The sequence below is a fragment of the Pseudomonas koreensis genome, assembly GCF_025447595.1.
GTDB classification, from domain to species: domain Bacteria; phylum Pseudomonadota; class Gammaproteobacteria; order Pseudomonadales; family Pseudomonadaceae; genus Aquipseudomonas; species Aquipseudomonas koreensis_H.
In genome coordinates, this window is the sequence record NZ_JAOEJU010000018.1 from 97,617 (window position 1) to 117,683 (window position 20,067).

Annotated in this window: 12 protein-coding genes; 4 read left to right on the forward strand and 8 right to left on the reverse strand. The window is 59.9% G+C overall.

Going from position 1 to position 20,067, the window contains the following annotated elements:
- Window positions 1–44 precede the first annotated feature (44 nt).
- Complete coding sequence (locus N8H71_RS20685; RefSeq protein WP_262195461.1) at window positions 45–1,370, reverse strand: APC family permease; 1,326 nt, start codon at window positions 1,368–1,370, stop codon at window positions 45–47.
- Window positions 1,371–1,577: 207 nt separating this feature from the next.
- The gene (locus N8H71_RS20690) at window positions 1,578–2,399 is read right to left on the reverse strand and encodes a carbon-nitrogen hydrolase family protein (protein ID WP_262195462.1); all 822 of its coding nucleotides are present in this window, start codon (window positions 2,397–2,399) and stop codon (window positions 1,578–1,580) included.
- Between the two features lie 125 nt (window positions 2,400–2,524).
- Between N8H71_RS20690 and N8H71_RS20695 the strand changes: the two genes are divergently transcribed.
- Together N8H71_RS20695 and N8H71_RS20700 are read left to right on the forward strand one after the other, a co-directional pair.
- On the forward strand, window positions 2,525–3,325 hold the full coding sequence (locus tag N8H71_RS20695; protein ID WP_011335770.1) for a helix-turn-helix transcriptional regulator: 801 nt from the start codon (window positions 2,525–2,527) through the stop codon (window positions 3,323–3,325).
- A 156-nt stretch (window positions 3,326–3,481) separates the two neighbouring features.
- Window positions 3,482–5,101: an FMN-binding glutamate synthase family protein gene (locus N8H71_RS20700; RefSeq protein WP_064383868.1), complete on the forward strand. Its 1,620-nt coding sequence runs from the start codon at window positions 3,482–3,484 to the stop codon at window positions 5,099–5,101.
- A gap of 37 nt (window positions 5,102–5,138) precedes the next feature.
- On the opposite strand, the gene N8H71_RS20705 is transcribed toward N8H71_RS20700, so the two are convergent.
- The 3 genes from N8H71_RS20705 to N8H71_RS20715 all read right to left on the reverse strand — a co-directional run bounded on the left by N8H71_RS20705 (window position 5,139) and on the right by N8H71_RS20715 (window position 8,720).
- Window positions 5,139–5,513, reverse strand: coding sequence for a GtrA family protein (locus tag N8H71_RS20705; protein ID WP_262195490.1), 375 nt, complete (start codon window positions 5,511–5,513; stop codon window positions 5,139–5,141).
- Between the two features lie 108 nt (window positions 5,514–5,621).
- On the reverse strand, window positions 5,622–7,127 hold the full coding sequence (locus N8H71_RS20710) for a glucosyltransferase domain-containing protein (protein ID WP_262195465.1): 1,506 nt from the start codon (window positions 7,125–7,127) through the stop codon (window positions 5,622–5,624).
- Between the two features lie 171 nt (window positions 7,128–7,298).
- The gene (locus N8H71_RS20715) at window positions 7,299–8,720 is read right to left on the reverse strand and encodes an amino acid permease (protein ID WP_262195466.1); all 1,422 of its coding nucleotides are present in this window, start codon (window positions 8,718–8,720) and stop codon (window positions 7,299–7,301) included.
- A gap of 498 nt (window positions 8,721–9,218) precedes the next feature.
- Between N8H71_RS20715 and N8H71_RS20720 the strand changes: the two genes are divergently transcribed.
- Window positions 9,219–12,329: a transglycosylase domain-containing protein gene (locus tag N8H71_RS20720; RefSeq protein ID WP_262195468.1), complete on the forward strand. Its 3,111-nt coding sequence runs from the start codon at window positions 9,219–9,221 to the stop codon at window positions 12,327–12,329.
- Between the two features lie 176 nt (window positions 12,330–12,505).
- Window positions 12,506–17,470, forward strand: coding sequence for an NEL-type E3 ubiquitin ligase domain-containing protein (locus tag N8H71_RS20725; RefSeq protein ID WP_262195469.1), 4,965 nt, complete (start codon window positions 12,506–12,508; stop codon window positions 17,468–17,470).
- 26 nt (window positions 17,471–17,496) lie between these two features.
- On the opposite strand, the gene N8H71_RS20730 is transcribed toward N8H71_RS20725, so the two are convergent.
- From N8H71_RS20730 to N8H71_RS20740, 3 genes are read right to left on the reverse strand one after another with little or no spacing between them, the layout of a single operon-like run.
- Window positions 17,497–18,741: a hypothetical protein gene (locus N8H71_RS20730; protein WP_262195471.1), complete on the reverse strand. Its 1,245-nt coding sequence runs from the start codon at window positions 18,739–18,741 to the stop codon at window positions 17,497–17,499.
- A 51-nt stretch (window positions 18,742–18,792) separates the two neighbouring features.
- Complete coding sequence (locus N8H71_RS20735; protein ID WP_262195473.1) at window positions 18,793–19,296, reverse strand: fimbrial protein; 504 nt, start codon at window positions 19,294–19,296, stop codon at window positions 18,793–18,795.
- Between the two features lie 19 nt (window positions 19,297–19,315).
- Window positions 19,316–20,056 (reverse strand): molecular chaperone, encoded by a 741-nt coding sequence (locus N8H71_RS20740; RefSeq protein WP_262195474.1) that lies wholly within the window; start codon window positions 20,054–20,056, stop codon window positions 19,316–19,318.
- Window positions 20,057–20,067 lie beyond the last annotated feature (11 nt).

The following is a 20,067-nucleotide window of genomic DNA, read 5'->3' on the forward strand; positions in this document are numbered from 1 at the left end:
GCATCACACGCCCGCCGTTCATGAGCAAAGACTCTGCCGGAACCTCAGGTCGCTTCCTGGAAATCCATCTCCGGCGGCTGCCGACGGAACCCACCGGTGAGCACCGCCAGGTACACCACGCCAATCGCCAGCCAGCTCAGGCCCAGATACACCGCCAGATGATCGAGGCTGACCATCAGCCACAAGTCCGCCGCCAGGCCGATGAACGGGAAGATCAGGAACAGGAGCAACTCGCGCAGGCCTTTTTTCTCGCCGCCGATCCAGTAGTGAAAAATCACCGACAGATTGACCAGGCTGAACGCCAGAAACGCGCCGAAGTTGATGAACGAGGTCGAGGTGGTCACGTCGAGTTTCAGCGCCAGCAAAGCCACTACCGCACACAACAGGATGCTGTTGACCGGCGTACCGAAGCGCTCGTGCAAGGTGCCGAAGAACGACTTGGGCAAGACGCCGTCACGGCCCATCGCGAACAACAGCCGCGAACCACTGGCCTGCGCCGACAGGCCCGAGGCGAACTGACCGACGATCAGGCCGATCAGGAAGATCGACACGAACAGATCACCGCCGATGTTGCGTGCAATTTCGTAGGCCGCCGAGTCGACGCTGTCGAACTGGAACGACGGATGGGCGATCTGCACGAAGTACGACACGCCGACAAAAATCAGCCCGCCGAACAGGGTGATCAACATGATTGCCCGAGGGATGGTGCGACGTGGATCGCGGGTTTCTTCGGTGAGCGTACTGACCGCATCGAAACCGAGGAACGAGTAGCAGGCAATGGCCGCACCGCTCATGATCAGCGGCATCTGCATGTCGCCGTTGAAGAACGGCTTGATCGACCACAGCGGCGTGCTGGCATCGCCGCCAACGTAATGCACGCACAGGGCGACGAACGCGACCAGCACCAGGAACTGCACCAGCATCAGCAAGGCGTTGATGCCGTTGGCCAGTTTCAGGCCGATGATGTTGATCGCGCTGGTGATGCCGATGAACGCCAGCACCCAGATCCACTGCGGGATCGACGGGAAGGCCGAAGCGAGGTACGCGGCGCCGATCAGCCAGATCGCCATCGGCAGAAACAGATAATCGAGCAGCACCGCCCAACCGGCGATGAAACCGAGTTTCGGGCTGATGGCCTTGCGCACGTAGCTGTAGGCAGAGCCGGCCACCGGGAACGCGGCGGCCATGCGCCCATAACTCATGGCGGTGAAAAACATTGCCACCAGCGCCGCCAGATACGCGGCGGGCACCATGCCGGCGGTGGACTGGGCGAGGATGCCGAACGTGCCGAGGACAATGATCGGCGTCATGTAGGCGATGCCGAACAGCACCACCGACCCTAGCGAAAGGGTGCGTTGCAAACGAGCCATGGGCGACTTACTCCGGATTTTATTGGATTTATGGCAGAGGCCGAGTTCGGCGAATGTTTCGGGTGTTGCTTTGTTTTTCTTGGGTCAAACAGATGTGTTGTCTGGACGGGCCCCATCGCGAGCAAGCTCGCTCCCACAGTGACCGCGTTCCCCTGTGGGAGCGAGCTTGCTCGCGATGGCGCCAGCCGTGGCGCCACAGGATCAGGGTCAGCGCGAGGGGATCAGCAGCTCACGTACTCCGCAGGCGTGTTCAACCACCTCCCCCGGCAATCTCAACCGCTGATCATCCAGATACCGATAATCCTTGCGCGCCAGCTCCAGCTGACCGAAATCCAGCTCGACACTGAACCGCCCTTCTTCACGCCCGGCCTCGAACAGCACCGTGCCCAGCGGATCGACCAGCGCACTGCCGCCGGCAAACATCAACCCGTCATCCCCCGCGTCCACACGGTTGACCATCAGCGCAAACGCCTGGTTTTCCTGGGCCCTGGCCATGATCGCGGTGCGGTGGGTCGGGCCGTACGGGTCCATGTTGCCGTTGGTCACGATCAACAATTCGGCGCCCAGTTGCGCCAGGGCGCGGGCCGATTCCGGGAACTCAATGTCGTAGCAGATCAAAAGACCCACTCGCACACCGTTCCACAAGCAGGTGGCGTAACGGTCACCCGCCTCGAACACACCGCGATCCGAGGCCCAGAGGTGGGTCTTGCGATATTTCAGGGCGATGCCTTCGGGGGTAATCAGCAGCGTGGTGTTGTAGAAGCGGCCGCTGTCGTTCTCGGCCATGCCGATCACCACGGCGAGGTTGCGTTCACGGGCGGCAGCCTGCACGGCGCTGACGGTCGGGCCGTCCAGCGGTTCGGCGATCTGCGCCACGGTGTCGGCGGTCGGGAAGCCCATCAGGTGGGTCTCGGGGAACACGATCAGTTGCGTGTCGGCGGCGCAGGCCGCAATCGCCGCGAGGGCGCGTTCGAGGTTGTACGCCGTGTCTTTGTCACGGCCCGCCAGTTGGGCGAGTTCGACTTTCATGGGTAGTCCTTGTTATGAGCGCCGGGCGCCGAAAGATTGCCCGGCGGCTGTCTGTGGGCCAGTATGCTTCGCATTCGACCGGCCAGGGAATTACGCGGCCGGGGTAACCCGATAGGGGTAGAGGCATGACTCTTTCGTTTGACGACATCACCTGGCACCGCGCCGTCGGGCAGTTGATCGACGCCCTCGACAAGCCGAATTTCTGGGCGCAACTGGTGCGTCTGCTCGATCAGTACGTGCCGTTCGATAGCTGGGTGGCGCTGCTGTTCAGCGCCGACCGCCACCCGCAGGTGTTCGCCGAATGCCCCGGCGCGGATGGCAGCCCCGACCAGCTGTTTCAGGATTACCTGCGTGGTCTGTACCTGCTCGACCCGTTCTACATCGCCTGCCGCGAGCAATCGCGCACCGGGTTGTATCGCCTGTCGGAGGTCGCGCCGGAGCACTTCGAACTGACCGAGTATTACCAGCGATACTTTCGTCTGAATGTGGTGGCCGACGAAATCCAGTTCAATTGCCAGCTCGAAGGCGACCGCACGCTGTGCCTGTCGCTGGGCAGCCAGCAACGCTTCACCGGCGAGCAGATTGCCCTGCTGTCGCTGATCCAGCCGTGGGTGCTCGGCCTCTTGCGCCAGCGTTTGCCCTATGAAATCAACGAAACCGTGGCCCTGGCCCCGGCGCCTGCGCAACCAGACTGGCGGGTGCAGCTCGAAGCGTCGGTGCAGCAACTCAAGGGCGCGCAACTGACCGCCCGGGAACTGGACGTCGGGCGCCTGATGCTCAGCGGTTGCTCCAGTAAAGAAATCGCCCGTAAGCTGGAAATCTCTGTTGAAACCGTGAAAGTCCATAAGAAACACATGTACAGCAAGCTGGGGATCAAATCCCAGTCGGAGCTGTTTTCGATCTTTCTGCAGGCGCAGAACGCCTGATACAGCGCTGTGAGCTTTTCTGTGGGAGCGAGCTTGCTCGCGAAAGGGCCGCCATAACCGACTTATGCGTTGACTGGCCCACCGCTATCGCGAGCAAGCTCGCTCCCACAGGGATCTGCGGCGCTGAACAATCCAAGTCCGAACCAAGGAAACCGTATGAGCCTGTCACTCCTGAGCCGCTACGCCTTCTTTGCCGTCTGCGTGATTTTCACCCTCGCCAGCCTGCCCTTTCTCGAACACGACTGGCTGTGGCCGATCACCGCCGTCACCGGCGTATTGAGCCTGATCGGTCTGTTCGACCTGATGCAGAGCCCGCACGCGGTGCGCCGCAATTACCCGATCCTGGGCAACATCCGTTATCTGGTCGAGGGCATCCGCCCGGAAATCCGCCAGTACCTGCTGGAATCCGACAGCGATGCCCTGCCGTTTTCCCGCGCCCAGCGTTCGCTGGTGTACTCGCGGGCCAAGAATGAAACCGCCGACAAGCCGTTCGGCACCCTGATCGACGTCTACCAATCCGGCTTCGAATTCATCGGTCACTCGATGCGCCCGGCGCCGCTGAGCGATCCGAGCAGTTTCCGCGTCACCGTCGGTGGCCCGCAGTGCACCCAGCCGTACTCGGCGTCCGTATTCAACATCTCGGCCATGAGTTTTGGCTCGCTCAGCGCCAACGCGATCCGCGCGCTGAATCAGGGCGCCAAACTCGGCAACTTCGCCCACGACACCGGCGAAGGCAGTATCAGCCCTTATCACCGCGAACACGGCGGCGACCTGACCTGGGAACTGGGCAGCGGCTATTTCGGCTGTCGCACCAGCGACGGCCGCTTCGACCCGGAACGCTTCGCCGCCCAGGCGCAGACCCCGCAAGTGCGAATGATCGAAATCAAGATGAGCCAGGGCGCCAAACCCGGCCACGGCGGGATCCTGCCCAAGCACAAGGTCACCCAGGAAATCGCCGACACCCGCGGCATCCTGATGGGCGAAGACTGCATCTCGCCGTCGCGCCACAGCGCGTTCTCCACGCCGATCGAGATGATGCATTTCATCCAGCAACTGCGTGAACTGTCCGGCGGCAAACCGGTGGGTTTCAAGTTCTGCCTCGGCCATCCGTGGGAGTTCATGGGCATCGCCAAGGCCATGCTGGAAACCGGCATCCTGCCGGACTTCATCGTGGTCGACGGCAAGGAAGGCGGGACTGGCGCCGCGCCGGTGGAGTTCACCGACCACATCGGCGTGCCGATGCGCGAAGGCTTGCTGTTTGTGCACAACACCCTGGTCGGTCTGAATCTGCGCGACAAGATCAAGCTCGGCGCCAGCGGCAAGATCGTCAGTGCCTTCGACATCGCCAGCGTGCTGGCTATCGGTGCCGACTGGGCCAACTCGGCGCGCGGCTTCATGTTCGCCATTGGCTGTATCCAGTCGCAAAGCTGCCACACCAACAAATGCCCGACCGGCGTCGCCACCCAGGACACCCTGCGCCAGCGCGCACTGGTGGTGCCGGACAAGGCCCAGCGGGTCTACAACTTCCACCGCAATACGCTCAAGGCCCTGGCGGAAATGCTTGCCGCCGCCGGCCTCGATCACCCGTCGCAACTGTCGGCCAAGCACTTGGTACGGCGCATGTCGGCCACCGAGATCAAACTGTTCTCGCAGCTGCATGTGTTCCTGAAACCGGGGGAATTACTCACCGGAGAGGTGAACGGCGAGTTCTATTCGCGGATGTGGCAGATGGCGCGGGCGGACAGTTTCGAGCCGCAGGAAATCGCGGCGGCCTAGTCGATATTGCAGCGCCAGCCGGGAACGGCTGGCGCTTTCAGGTCCGGGAACGGCGAAACAACACAAACCGGAAAAAGCAGTACCCCAGCAACAGATCCAGCAGTGAAAACACCGACACCGTCACCAGCCCCGGCAGACTCCGAGCATCGGCGAATAGCCCGACGCCATAACTCAGCGCTCCCATCACGCCGATAAACATCAGGTACGCCGCCACTGACGTTCCGGTCTCGAACGTGTACAGCGCGTTCATGTAAAACGCGAAGGAGGCGGCGATGCAAAACGCGGCGAAGTTACTGGCCGCCTGGTCGAACTGAACCGCACTGGTCAGTACGAAAAAAACCTGCCAGTGGACCAGCGTTGCGGCCAGGCCGATTGCCGTTTGGGCGGGAAATCCTTTCCACAAGATCCTCATCGTCAATCCTTGCTGTCGCGGCAACGGGCGGGGCTTTCACGCTAGGGCAAGGCGCGGGCGGGGTCTACTGTCAGAAATTACAGGTCGGCGACGGTTTGCGACCAACGGTTACCATTGCAACAGCCGGCCGTGGGGCGGCTCTTTCATGACGATGAATCCGTAATCACCGACCAGGTAGAGGCGGTAATAGAGGCTGTCCACCAAGGGTGGATAGCCCATCAGACCGACATGGGTCGCGTTGCGCCGTTCGCGCTCGGCGACCACGTTGGTGATGCCGGCCGAGGGCAGGTTTTCGGCGAGCATGAAATAGTCGACGTTCAGCAGATAGTGCAGCACCGGCAACTGCTTGAACGTACCCACCGCCCCCGCCAGCCAGCGGTCGGAGTACGTCACCGAGATATAAATCCGTTTGGCTTCGCGCAGTTCGCGATGAGATGAAATGTCGTGGCTCAGACTGTAGAGCGCACTGCTGGCGAAGGTTTTCTCCATCGTCAGCACCCGGCCATAAGCAAAGGACAGCGACAGCGCGGCCAGCAGTGGAATCGCCAACACCAGAGGCAACCGTTGATGCAGCGGCATCAACCCCAGCCAGGCCAGATAGAACAGCAACATCAGCAGCACGCCGAACCCCATCAGGGTGCGCGCGCCTTCGTTGAAATCGCGAAACAGCAGCGTCATGCCCGGCACCAGCAGCACAATCAGCGGCAATGCCAGCAGGCAGCTGAGGCTCAGGAGCAAACCCCTGGCGCGTGACATGTTGCGCTCACGAATCCGCCGTCCCAATTGCACGGCGCCGAACACGGCGCACAGCACCAACACAATAAAAACCATCGTGTAGCCGCCGTGAAACAGCAGCGCAACCTTCTCCATCACCCGACCGATATTGGTGCCGATCTGCAGTAACGGATCAGCGCTTGCATTCAGCAATTGCGTGCGTCCGTGGTCAGTGAACGGATAGGCCGTAATGCTGTAAATCAGCACCGCCAGCAGCAGTTGCGCCAGCCGCCAGCCCGACCGGCGCCAGAGTTCATCCCACGGAACTCGCCGGTGAACATTGCGCAGCAACTCCAGGCAGCACAACCCGAGAAACACATTGAGACTGATCTGATACAGCCCGATCGCCAGCGCCAGCAACGCCGACGGCACCAGCCATCGCTGAATGCGTGAAGCGCCGCAAAAAGTGATTGCGTAAATCACCGCGACCAGACTCAGCGCCATGCCGGCCCCGTCGTATTGATAGGACAGGTTCTGCAGCAGAAACGGGTTGTACCAGAGCGGCAACACCACCAGACAACAGGCCAGCGTCGGTTCGGGAAAATAGTGGAAGGTCAGCCGGGTCAACGCGAAGGACATGGCCACCGTGGCGAGTAACAGCGGCAATGGAAAAATATTCGGCGCAGCGCCGGTGAACGTCAGCGCCTGATACAGCCAGTCCATGAACAACCGCCCCTGCCCGGCCCAGGCATTGCCGGCAGCGAGAGTGCGCCAGTTGTCGTCGATGTAGGGGAAGTCGGCGAGGATCAGCGGCAGGATGTACAGCAGCGTGGCGAGCAGGAAGAACAGCACGACCTGACGGCGGCCGAGTTCTCGTACGAGAAAATCGCGGATCCTCATACCTGCGCCTCTGTTCACGGCTGCGCTGGAAACAACGTAGATAAACCTTCGAACATGACTCTGAATCAGAAGTCGATTTTTGCGGCCCTTTCAGACCAGCGGCATCAACCTCTCACCCATGAAAAAGCCCCGGACTTTCGACCGGGGCTTTCGAGTTTCAGCAACAACGAATTACGAAGCCGAACGCACCGCGCCCTGGGACGCATCGCTCGGTTGCAGCTTGAACACGTAGAACAACACGGTCAGCAGCACCAGGAACGCCGGCCCCACATACAGCGCCACGCGAGTGTCCGGGAAGTACGCCATCAAGCCGACCACCAGCACCAGGAACGCCAGCGCCAGATAGGAGCTGATCGGGAACAGCCACATCTTGTATTTCAGGCCGGCCCGTTCGCTGGCACTCAGGCCTTTGCGGAATTTCAGCTGGGCCAGCAAGATCATCACCCAGGTCCAGATCGCGCCGAAGGTGGCGATGGACGTCACCCAGACAAAGACTTTTTCCGGCACCAGATAGTTGAGCAGCACGCCCAGCAGCAGCGCGAAGATCGACAGCAGCAATGCGCGACGCGGTACGCCGTTGCTCGAAGTGCGAGCGAAACCGGCCGGTGCCTGGCCGTTCTGCGCCAGGCTGTAGAGCATGCGCCCGGTGCTGAAGATGCCGCCGTTGCACGACGACAGCGCCGCAGTGATCACCACGAAGTTGATGATGCCGGCGGCAGTCTTGATGCCCAGACGTTCGAAGGTCATCACGAACGGACTGCCCTGAGTGCCGATTTCATTCCACGGGTAGATCGACAGGATCACGAACAGCGCGCCGACGTAGAACAGCAGGATCCGCCAGAACACCGAGCCGATCGCATTCGGGATGGTCTTCTGCGGGTTCTTCGCTTCACCGGCGGTCAGGCCGATCATTTCCACACCGAGGTAGGCGAACATCACCATTTGCAGGGACATCAACACGCCCGTCACACCGTTGGGCATGAAGCCGCCATGGGCCCACAGGTTGGAAATCCCCAGCGCCACGCCGTCGTTACCGAAGCCGAAGGCAATGATGCCGATGCCGCCAAGCACCATGGCGATGATGGTGACGATCTTGATCAGGGCGAACCAGAATTCGAACTCACCAAAGGCCTTCACCGCGATCAAATTGATCGAGCCCATGCTGATCAACGCCGCCAGCGCCCAGATCCAGCGCGGGACATCGGGGAACCAGATGCCCATGTACACCGCCACCGCCGTGATTTCGGCGACGCAGGTCACCAGCCACAGGAACCAGTAGTTCCAGCCGGTGAGAAAGCCCGCCAGCGGGCCGAGGTAATCCTGTGCATAACGACTGAAGGAGCCCGCGACCGGGTTGTGTACGGCCATTTCTCCGAGGGCGCGCATGATCACCAGGATCGCCAGACCGCCGATGATGTAAGACAGCATGATCGCCGGGCCGGCCATTTCGATGGCCTTGGCCGAGCCGAGAAACAGGCCGACACCGATGCAGGCGCCGAGCGCCATCAGGCGAATATGCCGTTCACCGAGTTCGCGTTTGAGCGGGCCGCCTTGAGCGGCTTCGCCATGGGGCGGGTGATTGCCGACTGGCATGGGGGACTTCCTCGTCTTGTTATTGGATGTGACCACCGAGTGTCCAAGCGTCGGCCGATAAGCCTGCGCCAGGGTAAAAACCGGCCTGCTTCGTGGGCAGGACCGTCCCGCAGAAGCAACCTGCGGGATCAGCGGGGCGTGCAGTATAAAAAGCTTGCGACAGGTTTTTTCACTCTATAAGGCATCTGATTCAGACGTAAACCTCGTCAAATACAAGGTTTACGAGACAAACCATCCTGCATTTCGAGGATTATTCACCGCGCAAATGGGCGCCGAGTATTGCACAGCAATGGTGCAACGTCATGCCGCGACCAAAGTCGCAGCGGCCTCAAGACCGCTCTGTTCCGGCTCTTTCAGGCTTTCAATCAGTTGCCTGCGGGTTGCAGCCGGATTTGCAGATTTGTTCAGGGTCCCTCCTTCACAATTTTTTCACCCGCGCCAACCACCGACTAAGCTTCAGTCAAGTCCGATCAATCTGCGTGAATGGATCAATCGACTATGGGCGCTTTGTGGCAAACCGATTCGAGTGAAAAAGTGGTTCCGACTGAACGTGTGGATGAAGCGCCTGTACCTGAAAAACCCCGTCGTAACCGGCATGGGTGGAAGGCTTTCTGGCTCCTGTTTGTGATCATCGCGATTGTCGTAGGCCTGGCTGCGATGAAGGAAATGCGCACCTCGCGTTTTCAGTCCCGCGAGGTCAGCCAGTACGCGGCCAAACTCAAATACGAACTGCAACCGGGGCCCAGCGAAGCGATTCGCTATCCGGGCAACGGGCCATTCGATCTGCGTCTGGGCTACAGCTCGCTGGACGAGTTCCTGCCGCGGCTGATCAAGCGCAACTATGTGATCACTGAGCAGACGCGCTTCTCCCCGGCCCTGCTCAACTACACCGACAAGGGCCTGTTCGTGCCCTACTCCGAAAAGATCCAGGCCGGGCTGTCGATCACCGATTGCCGTGCCGCGCCCCTGTATCAATACAACTATCCGCAGCAGCTGTATTCGAGTTTCGAGTCGATTCCGCCGGTGGTGGTCAACAGCCTGCTGTTCATCGAGAACCGTTTTCTGCTCGACCCCAAGCAACCGCTTGCAAATCCGGCGGTGGACTGGCCACGCTTCGGCATGGCCGCCTGGTCGCAAGTCGCCAAGCTGCTGCACTTGCCGGGGCAGTCGGCCGGTGGCAGTACCCTGGCCACGCAACTTGAGAAATACCGCCACTCGCCCGACGGCCTGACGGTGTCCGGTGCAGAGAAGATCCGCCAGATGATTTCCGCCAGCGTACGTGCCTATCAGGGCGGCCCGGAAACCTTGCCGGCGCGGCAGAACATCATTCGCGACTACCTCAACAGTGTGCCGCTGTCGGCGGTGCCGGGGCATGGCGAAGTGCACGGCATGGCTGAGGGCCTGCGGGTCTGGTATGGCGCCGATTTCAATGAGGCCAACCGTAAACTCGCGAGTACCGAAACCGATCCGAAGACCATGGCGGACAAAGGCCTGGCCCTGCGCGAAATGCTTTCGCTGATGATCGCCCAGCGCCGCCCTTCGCATTACCTGACGAAGGGTCGCGAAGAACTGGTCGAACTGACCAACAGCCACCTGCGCCTGCTGAAACAGAACGGCGTGATCGACGCCGCCCTGGCCGATGCGGCGCTGGCCAGCACCATCAGCTATCGCGACTGGCAGACCCAGCCGACGATACAGCCGATCGAAACCAACAAGGGCATCAGCGTCGCCCGCAGCCGGCTGGCGTCGATGCTCAACCGTCCGCTGTACGACCTTGACCGTCTCGACCTGTCCGCTACCAGCACCTTGCAAGGCGAACTGCAAACCCAGGCCACCGCCTACCTGAAACGACTGGCGGACCCGGCCTATGCGACCGAAGTCGGTCTGATGGGTGAGCGCCTGCTGACGCCCACCAGCACCACTCAGGTGCGCTACAGCTTCACCCTGTTCGAGCTGACCCCGGACGGTTCGCGCGTGCGGGTGCAGACCGACAGCACCGATCAGCCGTTCGACATCAACGAAGGCAGCAAACTGGAACTGGGCTCCACCGCCAAGATGCGAGTGCTGACCACTTACCTGCAAATCATCGCGGAGCTGCATGACAAGTACGGCGCCATGACCGTACCGGAACTGAAAAAAGTCGACGTGCCGGATCAGGATCGCCTGAGCCAGTGGGTGATCGATTACCTGATCCAGAACAAGGATCACGACCTGTCGAAAATGCTCGGCGCCGCCCTCGACCGCAAATATTCGGCCAGCCCAGGGGAAGCGTTTTTCACCGGTGGCGGCCTGCATGTGTTCCACAATTTCCGCAAGGAAGACAACGGCCGCATGCCGACCCTGCGCGATGCGCTGCGTGAATCGATCAACCTGCCGTTCATTCGGCTGATGCGCGACCTGGTGCGCTATACCACCTACTCCGGCCCGAACAACAGTGCCGAACTGCTCAAGGATGATCGCGATCCTCGGCGTCAGGAATATCTGGCGTCCTTTGCCGACCGCGAAGGCACCTCGTTCCTGCTCAAGTTCTGGAAGAAGTACAGGAACAAAGACACTCAGGCCCGGCTCGACACGTTTCTGGACAGCATGCGCCCGACGCCGATCCGCATGGCAGCAGTACATCGCTATCTGCTGCCCAATGCCGACCAGAAAGACTTCAACACGTTCGTGCGCTCGCACCTCAAAGGCGCCAAGCTCACCGAAAAACTGACCGACGAGCGCCTCGAGCGGCTGTACCTCGCCTATGGCCCGGGCACCTACGACCTGCCGGATCAGGGCTTCATCGCCAAGGTGCATCCACTGGATCTGTGGATGATCGGCTATCTGCTCAACCACCCGGACGCGACCTTCAAGGACATCGTCAAGGCCAGCCAGTTCGAGCGCCAGGAAGTCTACAGCTGGCTGTTCAAGAGCAAACACAAGGGCGCTCGCGACAGTCGGATCCGCACGATGCTGGAGATCGAGGCGTTCCTCGAGATTCATCAGCGCTGGCAGAAAGTCGGCTATCCGTTCGATCACCTGGTGCCGTCGCTGGCCACTGCCATCGGCAGCTCGGGCGACCGCCCCGCAGCGCTGGCCGAATTGATCGGCACGATTCTCAACGACGGTGTGCGCATGCCGACCCTGCGTATCGACAGCCTGCACTTTGCTGCGGGCACGCCGTATGAAACGCAACTGGTCAACGATCCCCACGTCGGCAAACGAGTGATGCCATCCGAAGTCGCTACCGCCATGCGCGAGGCGCTTTCGCAGGTGGTGGACTCGGGAACGGCAAAACGTGTGTCCGGCAGTTTCAAAATGGCCGACGGCCAACCGCTGACCATGGGCGGCAAGACCGGTACGGGCGACAACCGGATCGAAGCCATCGGATCAGGGGGACGGATTTTGAGCTCCAAATCGATCAACCGCACGGCAACGTTCGTGTTCTACATCGGCGACAGTCACTTCGGCACGCTCACCGCTTATGTCCCCGGCCGCTCGGCGGAAAACTTCAAATTCACCTCGGCCTTGCCGGTGCAGGTGCTCAAGGGCATGGCGCCGATCCTCAACAACTACCTGCAACCGGGTAGCCACACCCAATGCCAGCCTGTGGAGGTTGCGCGCCGCTGAAAAGCGGCGTGTCCCTTGCCCGGTTTTGCCAACGGGTCATATTTATTTGGTTTTCATATTCAAATTCAAGAACATGAATCACGGTATGAGCCGGTCTTCCGACAGGATAATTTGAGTTTCATTTAAGCAGCAGAGGAATACGCTAGTTATCTTCTGACAAACGAAATGGAATTCAGATGTCCAACTTTCAAACTAACAGCCATTACCTCAAAACAACGCTTGCCCAGCCAAAAGGCCGACACTACGATTTCATCAAAAACAATATCCACGACACATTCAAACATACATCGCTGCACCGGGCTCTGGCATTGAGCGCAGCCACTCTGAAGAAACAGCCATGGCACGAGAAACCTGACCAGACGCCAGCAAAAACCGCCAACCTCGCCGTCTGGCAGGCCCAACACCAGACTGATCAGGCCCTTGGCGAAGTCAGAAGTCTGGAAGCGTTTGCCGTGCACTTGCTGGAAAACGGACTGAAGGAGAAGTTCGGACTTGTTGTCAATGTCAAGCAAACTTACTTGAGATTGTATTTCCCGAAGGAGACACCTTGGTACATCATCAACGTCCTGCCCGGCGTTGCCAGTCGAACCGTATCCCTTCTGGATGCAGCGCTGCACAACTTTGCAAGTAACGAGACATTTACTGCCGATTCCGACTTCATCAGTAAACCCGATAAAAATGGACACTTCGACGTTCTGGGTATCAAGCAAACGCTATCCATCGAACAGTTCAAGAACTTGTGTCGGGAACTGGATATAGGGAAACGTTATACCCGCTATCTGCGACACCATTTGCTGCCACGCGATCCCGCCTCCAGAGCTGCCATAGAGCATCAGACTACGCAAAGCCAGAAAGCCACGTTGATATTTGCTGCACATCTGGCCTTGTTGACCGGCGACATCGGAACCAATGCACATGACGTGATCATGGGCATGGTCGAAGGGCAAACCGGGCTGACGCTGGATGGCAAGGTCATGCAGTGCTGTGAGCTCTCGATCATGGATGCCGCGCTGACCGGGATTGTCCTGTTCACCACGGTCCGGCAGCAAAGCGCTGGCGAGGACCGGATGATCGCTTACGTTCCCCATGACCCCGAGCACCCGCTGAAGGAGTACGCCTCGTCTCTGGAGTTCGTCAGGGAGCTGACTCGCCAGCTACGTGCCAACGAGCCACTCTCCAAAGGCCGGGGCAACTATTGGCAGTTCTTCAGTCAGTTCATCGATCAGCAGCAGCGCGGGCATTTTTTCGCAACGCTCGAACAGCGCCTGAGCAAAATCAAATGGTCGGAGCAAAGGCCCCCTCTGGATCCTGGGCCGACCTGGCGTCCCGTTCCGGTGGAGAAACCCGCTCTGGCGTTTCGCGTGCGACCGGTCATGCAGAATCTGTGGAAGCATCAGTACCAGCGCAAGATCGACAAGATTTTCAACGACGCACGGGACATCGCCGTCTCGACAGAAATGGCCGACCAGAACTCGCGACGGGCGTGGTGGGACAACTTCGAAAAAATCCTCTCGGATATCTTCAACGCAGCGCTGTTGGTCATCACGCCATTCGTGCCTTTTCTGGGAGAACTGATGCTGGCCTACACCGCTTACCAGATAGCGACCGACGTCTTCGAAGGGATTCTGGACATGACCCAGGAAAACTGGGCCGAGATGGGTGAGCATCTGACCGCAATCGTGACAGACATCGCCCAGTTGGCGGCCTTCTCGGCGGGAGTGGCCATCGGCGCCGAATTTCGCCTCAAGTTGTCGTCCCTGATCGACGGCATGAAACCGGTCATTTCATCTGACGGCAACACCCGCTTGTGGCACCCCGATCTCGCTCCTTACGAACTCGCCGGACCACCGCCACCGCCACCGCCCGGCTCACGCCGTGACGCCAAGGGCCTTTTTCAGCATGCGGGCAGAAATGTGCTGTTGCTCGATGGCAAGACCTATGAAGTCAGGCAGGACTCCCACGACGGCCAGCACCGCATTCAGCACCCTGAGCGCCCTCAGGCCTACGCACCGAAACTGCGCCACAACGGTCGGGGAGCCTGGGTTCATGAAGGTGAAAAACCGGGCGATTGGGCGGCCCCGAAACTGATGCGCCGCCTCGGCCCTTCGGCGGAAGGCTTCAGTGACCGGCAACTGGAGAATATCCGCCGGATCAGCGGCACGGAGGATCACGCACTGCGCCAGATGTATGTCGATAACGCGCCTCCCCCGTTGTTGCTGGAGGACACCCTTGAACGTTTTCGGGCTTCGCGGGACACCGTAACCACCAGCGCCGATATTCGCGCCGGAAGGCCCCTGGATCCGTCGTCCTACTGGTTCGAACAAATGGTGACCGAGCTACCGGGCTGGCCGAGGGACTGTGCGTTGAAGGTCAATCACAGTGCCAGCGGGCATGGCCCGTCTCACACTTACGGCAACGCCGATGCCCCGCCCTTACGAACGCTGACCATCAGTCTGGCGCACGTCATGGCCGGCAAACTGCCGGAGCACGTGACCGGTTTCCTGAATGATGCGCAACTGGAGCGCCTGCTCGGCGCAAGACTGCCGAAGACACAGCAAGTACAAGCCCTGCGCAATCTGCTGGCCGACCGGGTTGACGCACGCCATCTGGATATTTCGCAATACACCTATGGATACCGCACGATCAGCGGTGATCCCCGCGTTCTCGAGCTTCAGCGCCAATACCCGGAATTGCCGACCGTCATCGCCAAAAATCTGCTGGAACACGCTCGTCAGCGTGATGTGGCGGCCCTCGACGACGGCCGGCGCCTGTCTCTCGACCTCAAGTCCGTCGTGCGCGAATGCGCGTTCGAAACCCGTACGACGCGCGCCTGGGAAGGACTTATCGACAATGAACGGCTGACTCCTGAGACCGAACGTCTGGCCTTGAACGTGCTGCGCCTGCACAGCGACGCTTACCGTGATATGCGCATCGAGATTCGCGACGGCTCGTTTGACGGGGCGTTGCGTTGCAGCGTCGGATCAGCACACGCACACGAGATCCGGATCTTTCTGCATGACGGGCATGCCCGCTACGAAATCTTCGATGGCACCCGGCGCCCGCTGTTCGGCCCCGCCGACCTGTATGAGTCGATCCTGCGAGCAATTCCCGAACAGGCAAGACAACAAACCGGATACAGGCCGAGCCAGGGCCGCGCTTTCCAACAATGGTTGATGGCGATGAGCGAGTCGCCCAGGGAACGTCGAACGCAGTTGCTGGAGCCTTCGATCCGGCCTGTCGTGCAAACGTCAGTTGAAAACCTGTTGCGTGGCCCGGTGTTTTCAAGAATGCCCAGGTCTTTGGAGCAGCGGGTCAAGGAGCTTTATCCGGAACTGAATGACCGGGAGGTGGAAGCCTTTGTCAGCTCGTTGCCAATCGGGCGCGATCCGCTCGAAACGGTCAGGAGTCTTGAGATGGACTTGAGGAGGTTGAGTGAGTTGCTTGACGACTGGAAACAGTCCCAGGCTGCCTTCGACCCCGAGGGCCCCGGCATCATTCCTTCAGCTGCGCGAACCATCGCAGATCGCATCCTTGCCTGCTTCAAGCGCGAAGCCGTGGCGTTCAACGAACGTAGCACCCGCTACGAAGCAGGTTACACACTGGACCTTTCCGCCGAGCTGATGGGACCGGAGCTTGAGAAATGGTGGAGAACCCTGCCGGATCTCAAGCCCTGGTTCGATCAGGTTACGACCCTCGATCTGGACCAGGCACGCTTTTCGCCCGCGACCGGGGGGCTTTTGAAGCACTTCCCCAACCTTCGCCACCTCAGCGCCCGTCAGTGCGGACTGAAACTGCTGCCGCCGCGAATTGCCGAGATGCCCGGGCTAGAAACCCTGCAGCTCAACCGCAACCAGATCCGCCTGACAGAAGAGTCCCGGGCACAGCTCAGAGACCTGACGCGTTTGCGCACCTTACGCCTTTCACTCAATCAGCTCGGGCGCGCACCGGACGTCAGTCGCATGCCGGACCTGACCACCCTGGATCTTGCCTATGCCGGGATCGACACTTGGCCCGAAGGACTGTTCACGCCGCATCGGCGCCCTCGCGGTTTCTTCCTCGATCTGTCCACCCCGGCGATTGTCAGCGTTCCGCAGGTCGAGCCGGGCTCGCCGGATGCATGGCTCGTCGCACGAACGCGACTGGCCGTGAGTTACCTGGAGCCTGAGGCTCGCGAAACCTTCTATCAGTACCGTGAGTCGGTGGGGCTGCCCCGGCAAAACAACTATTCCTTCCTTGCCGCTGAAGCACGGAAAAAATGGCAGATGAGTGATACGTCACTGTTCTGGGCCGATGACAGTCCCGGCCTGACAAATTTCCGCAACGAAGCCTGGGACAACCTGATGCACGAGCCGGGCTCGCAAGGCTTTTTCCAGATCCTCGACAGCCTGACCCGGTCGGCCGACTACCAGGAAGGCGGCACCTCACGCCAGATTCTGACCCGGCGAGTCTGGGATCTGATCGATGCCATGGATCTGGACACCGTACTGCGGGAAAAACTGTTCAGGACGGCAGAGGAACCGACCACCTGCGCCGACGCCAGCTCCGAAGTTTTCAACATCATGGGTGTTCAGGCGCTCGCGTCCCGGGCGTATTCCTATTCGACTTCGGGAGCCGAACTCGAGGGCAGACTGGTGAAACTGGCCCGAGGCGCCACACGCCTTGCACGGGTGAATGAAATTGCCCGCGCCGATGCATTGTCTCGCCCGAGTCGGGAAGAAGAAGTCGAAATCTACCTGGCCTACCAGACGCGCCTGAGTGCGCGACTCGATTTGCCCTGGCAGTCCGAACAGATGCTTTACGAAGGAGTGGCAGGCGTGACGCAGGCCCGCATCGACAACGCCTGCATGACGGTTCTGGAGCTTGAAACCGGTGACGGCCTGGTCAACGGGATGCTTGAACAACCGTTCTGGGAACACTATCTGCGGGATACGCAGGCCGCAGCCTATAAAATCAACGACGAGTCATACGAACGACAACTGTCCCGGCTCGAACAACGGCACTCACCTGACGCGGTGCTGCCTCTGAATGATGAGGAATATACCCGCGAGCTCACTGAGCTGGCTTACCGAAGAATGGGGTTGGGGCGTTCGCTGACCACGACGTTGATGCGCCGTCACGGGCTGCTGCCGATGCCTTCCTGAGGTCACCTCGGGAAGGCCGGTACGGATCAGACTTCCGAATCCCAGATCACAGTGACATTGCCGGTGTAACGCTTTGCCTGGCCGGGCTGCAACATGTCCTCCATGTAGTGGCTCGGTACCTCGAAGTGCAACACTCCGGGCGCGCGATCCACATAGTGGCCCGGGCGAAAAAGCGCACCTGCGCCGCTCTGCGTCAACCGATGGTTTTTTACCGGCTGGCCCGAACTGTCAGTGATGCCGTGGGGAAGGCTGACGCTCAGATAGACCTGGGGAAACGTCGAACCGGATTCGGTATCACGCAAACTGCAGGCGCCAATGCCCGGATGTTCGCACTCAATGAACATCCGGAAGGGTGCGGAGACACCGATGTTGAATGTCTGGTCACGAAACAATCGGCTGGGCCTGCGCCCCTCCTGTAACCAGGCTTGCCAGCCCCCCTGCGGTGTCAGTTCGATTCTGTTGCCACCGGGCGGAATGTCGACCTTGAGCACGTGCTGGACATCCAGTACAAACCTGAAGGTCACACTGGAACTGTCCGGCAGGATGTTGTCCCCCGTATCGAAATCACGTCCGGGGCCCGCCCCGTAATTGAGCTCACCGGTATAGAGACCGGCCGACATGGCGAGAGGATTGGGTGTGCGCAACTCATAGCCCACATCCAGATATTCGTAGGACATCCATGGAATCCGGTATGCAGCCTGTTTACTGCACACCGCTTCGACCGGGGTACGCCAGAAGAAGCGATAGAAGTCCGGTCCATGGGTGCCCATGGCCCCGGCCTCGCACGGTCGTGAAGGAAACAGCCAGTTCGTTCCGCCCCACAGTTTGTGGTGGGCCTGCGCATCAGAGTCGGCCCCGGTCAGATTGACTGCCGTATCACTCAATACATATTGGGAACCGACTCCGCCGATCCTCATTTCGACCGTCGCCGCCTCCCCCGTCGTCACATTCCGCACGGTCAGGCTGCGCCATTGCGAAGCGATCTTGAACATCGCCCCCTGGCGCTCTCCGGCACCCGGCTCGATTGTCAGGCTGGAGGAAAAGCGCAGTGGCAGCCTTACACCCGACAGGCCATACGTCTTGCAGTCTGTCGGATAAGCCGCGCAGTAGCCGCTCTGCGGGGTCTGGTCGACAAACCCGTTTCTTTGCGGGTTGGCCGGATCCGGGACGAAACCGGCACGAATCTCCTGAGTCAACGCCTGGGCCGGCATGGAAAACAATCCGCCGAACAATGAAACAAAAACCAATCCTTTACTGAACCTGAAATCCATTGCCATTCCTTGCACTGAAGTCATTACGTTCTTGGGCGGATGAGTTCTTGCTCAGCCACTGGGTGCCGCGGCACTGAACATGATGTTGACGGTCCCGTAGTAGTCTCCGGGTTTGTAACCTCCGGCCTGTTCCCTGGGTTCGATCTCCAGCATCACCCGTGTGCCCACCCTGGCTTCCTCGGCCGAGACCACTTGCAACGGCAGCGCACGGTCGGACAGCTCCTTGCCATTGAAGCTCACGCGCAAGTTGATGTTTTCCCGGGAGTCCCTTCCGTTCGTCATATAAGGAACACTCTCCAGACGCGCCTCGATCGCTCCGCTGTCGTGCCTGACATCGAAGTTGCGACGCAAGGTGCTCAATGTGGAAGTGTTCACGTTCCAGTGCAGTCGCTGCTCACGATGAATCCAGTCGGACTCAGTGGGAATCACGTAAAAATTCAGGGTGGGAATATGCACCGAAACGTAGAACTCGAGTTCTTCTCGCGCCGCAAACGTCCAGGCGCTGACCAACGCCAGGGCTGTCGCCGACGTCAGCACAATCCATTGTTTGTTCATTGTTGGTTACCCGTGATGTTCAACCGGCGGTACTCAGGTTCTTTTTGCTTTCGCCTTCGACCAGGATGAAGCGATACTCGCGCCCGGCCTTCTTCTCGAACTCAAAGGTCTTACCGGCAAGGATGTGGTGTTTGGTGGTCGGCTCGCATTCGGCTTCGCTGGCTTTCGAGCAACTCTTGAATTCGTCGATCACCACCACGGTGTTACCGTTGTTGCGCACTTTGTAAGTACCTGCCGAATCATCGATCACACTGTCGAAACGCGCATCGTCGGGTCGCACGAAGAAAATCGTGCCGAAGCCGGCCATGACGTTGACCCCGGCCGTCAGGGTCTTTCGGTACTCCTCGCGCTCTTCGCCGGAGACCGCGAATTCGTCTTCCTTCTCGGGAACCACCGGAACAAAACGCACACGGAAGTAACGCTCTTTGTCGCGCGCCCCCATGAACAGCAAACGGGTGCCCTGCATGCCTTGCGCGGGAATGATCAAACGGGCGGGGCTGGCCATGAGGCCGTCACGGGCGCTGGCATCGGCTTGTACCTTGACCGGTACTTCGGTGGACGTGCCATCGGCGTTATAGAGGATTTCCAGCACATTGATTTTCACGAACGCCGTGCTGTCCCCGCTGTTGTACACCCGTTTCAAATAGGTACTTTTATCACCGGCCAAATAGTCATATACAACTCCGATATTGATATTCGGACCCGCCTGAGCGCACAGGCTGAACAGATACAGGCCTACCAGAACAATTACTCGCTTCATGCGCACAACCT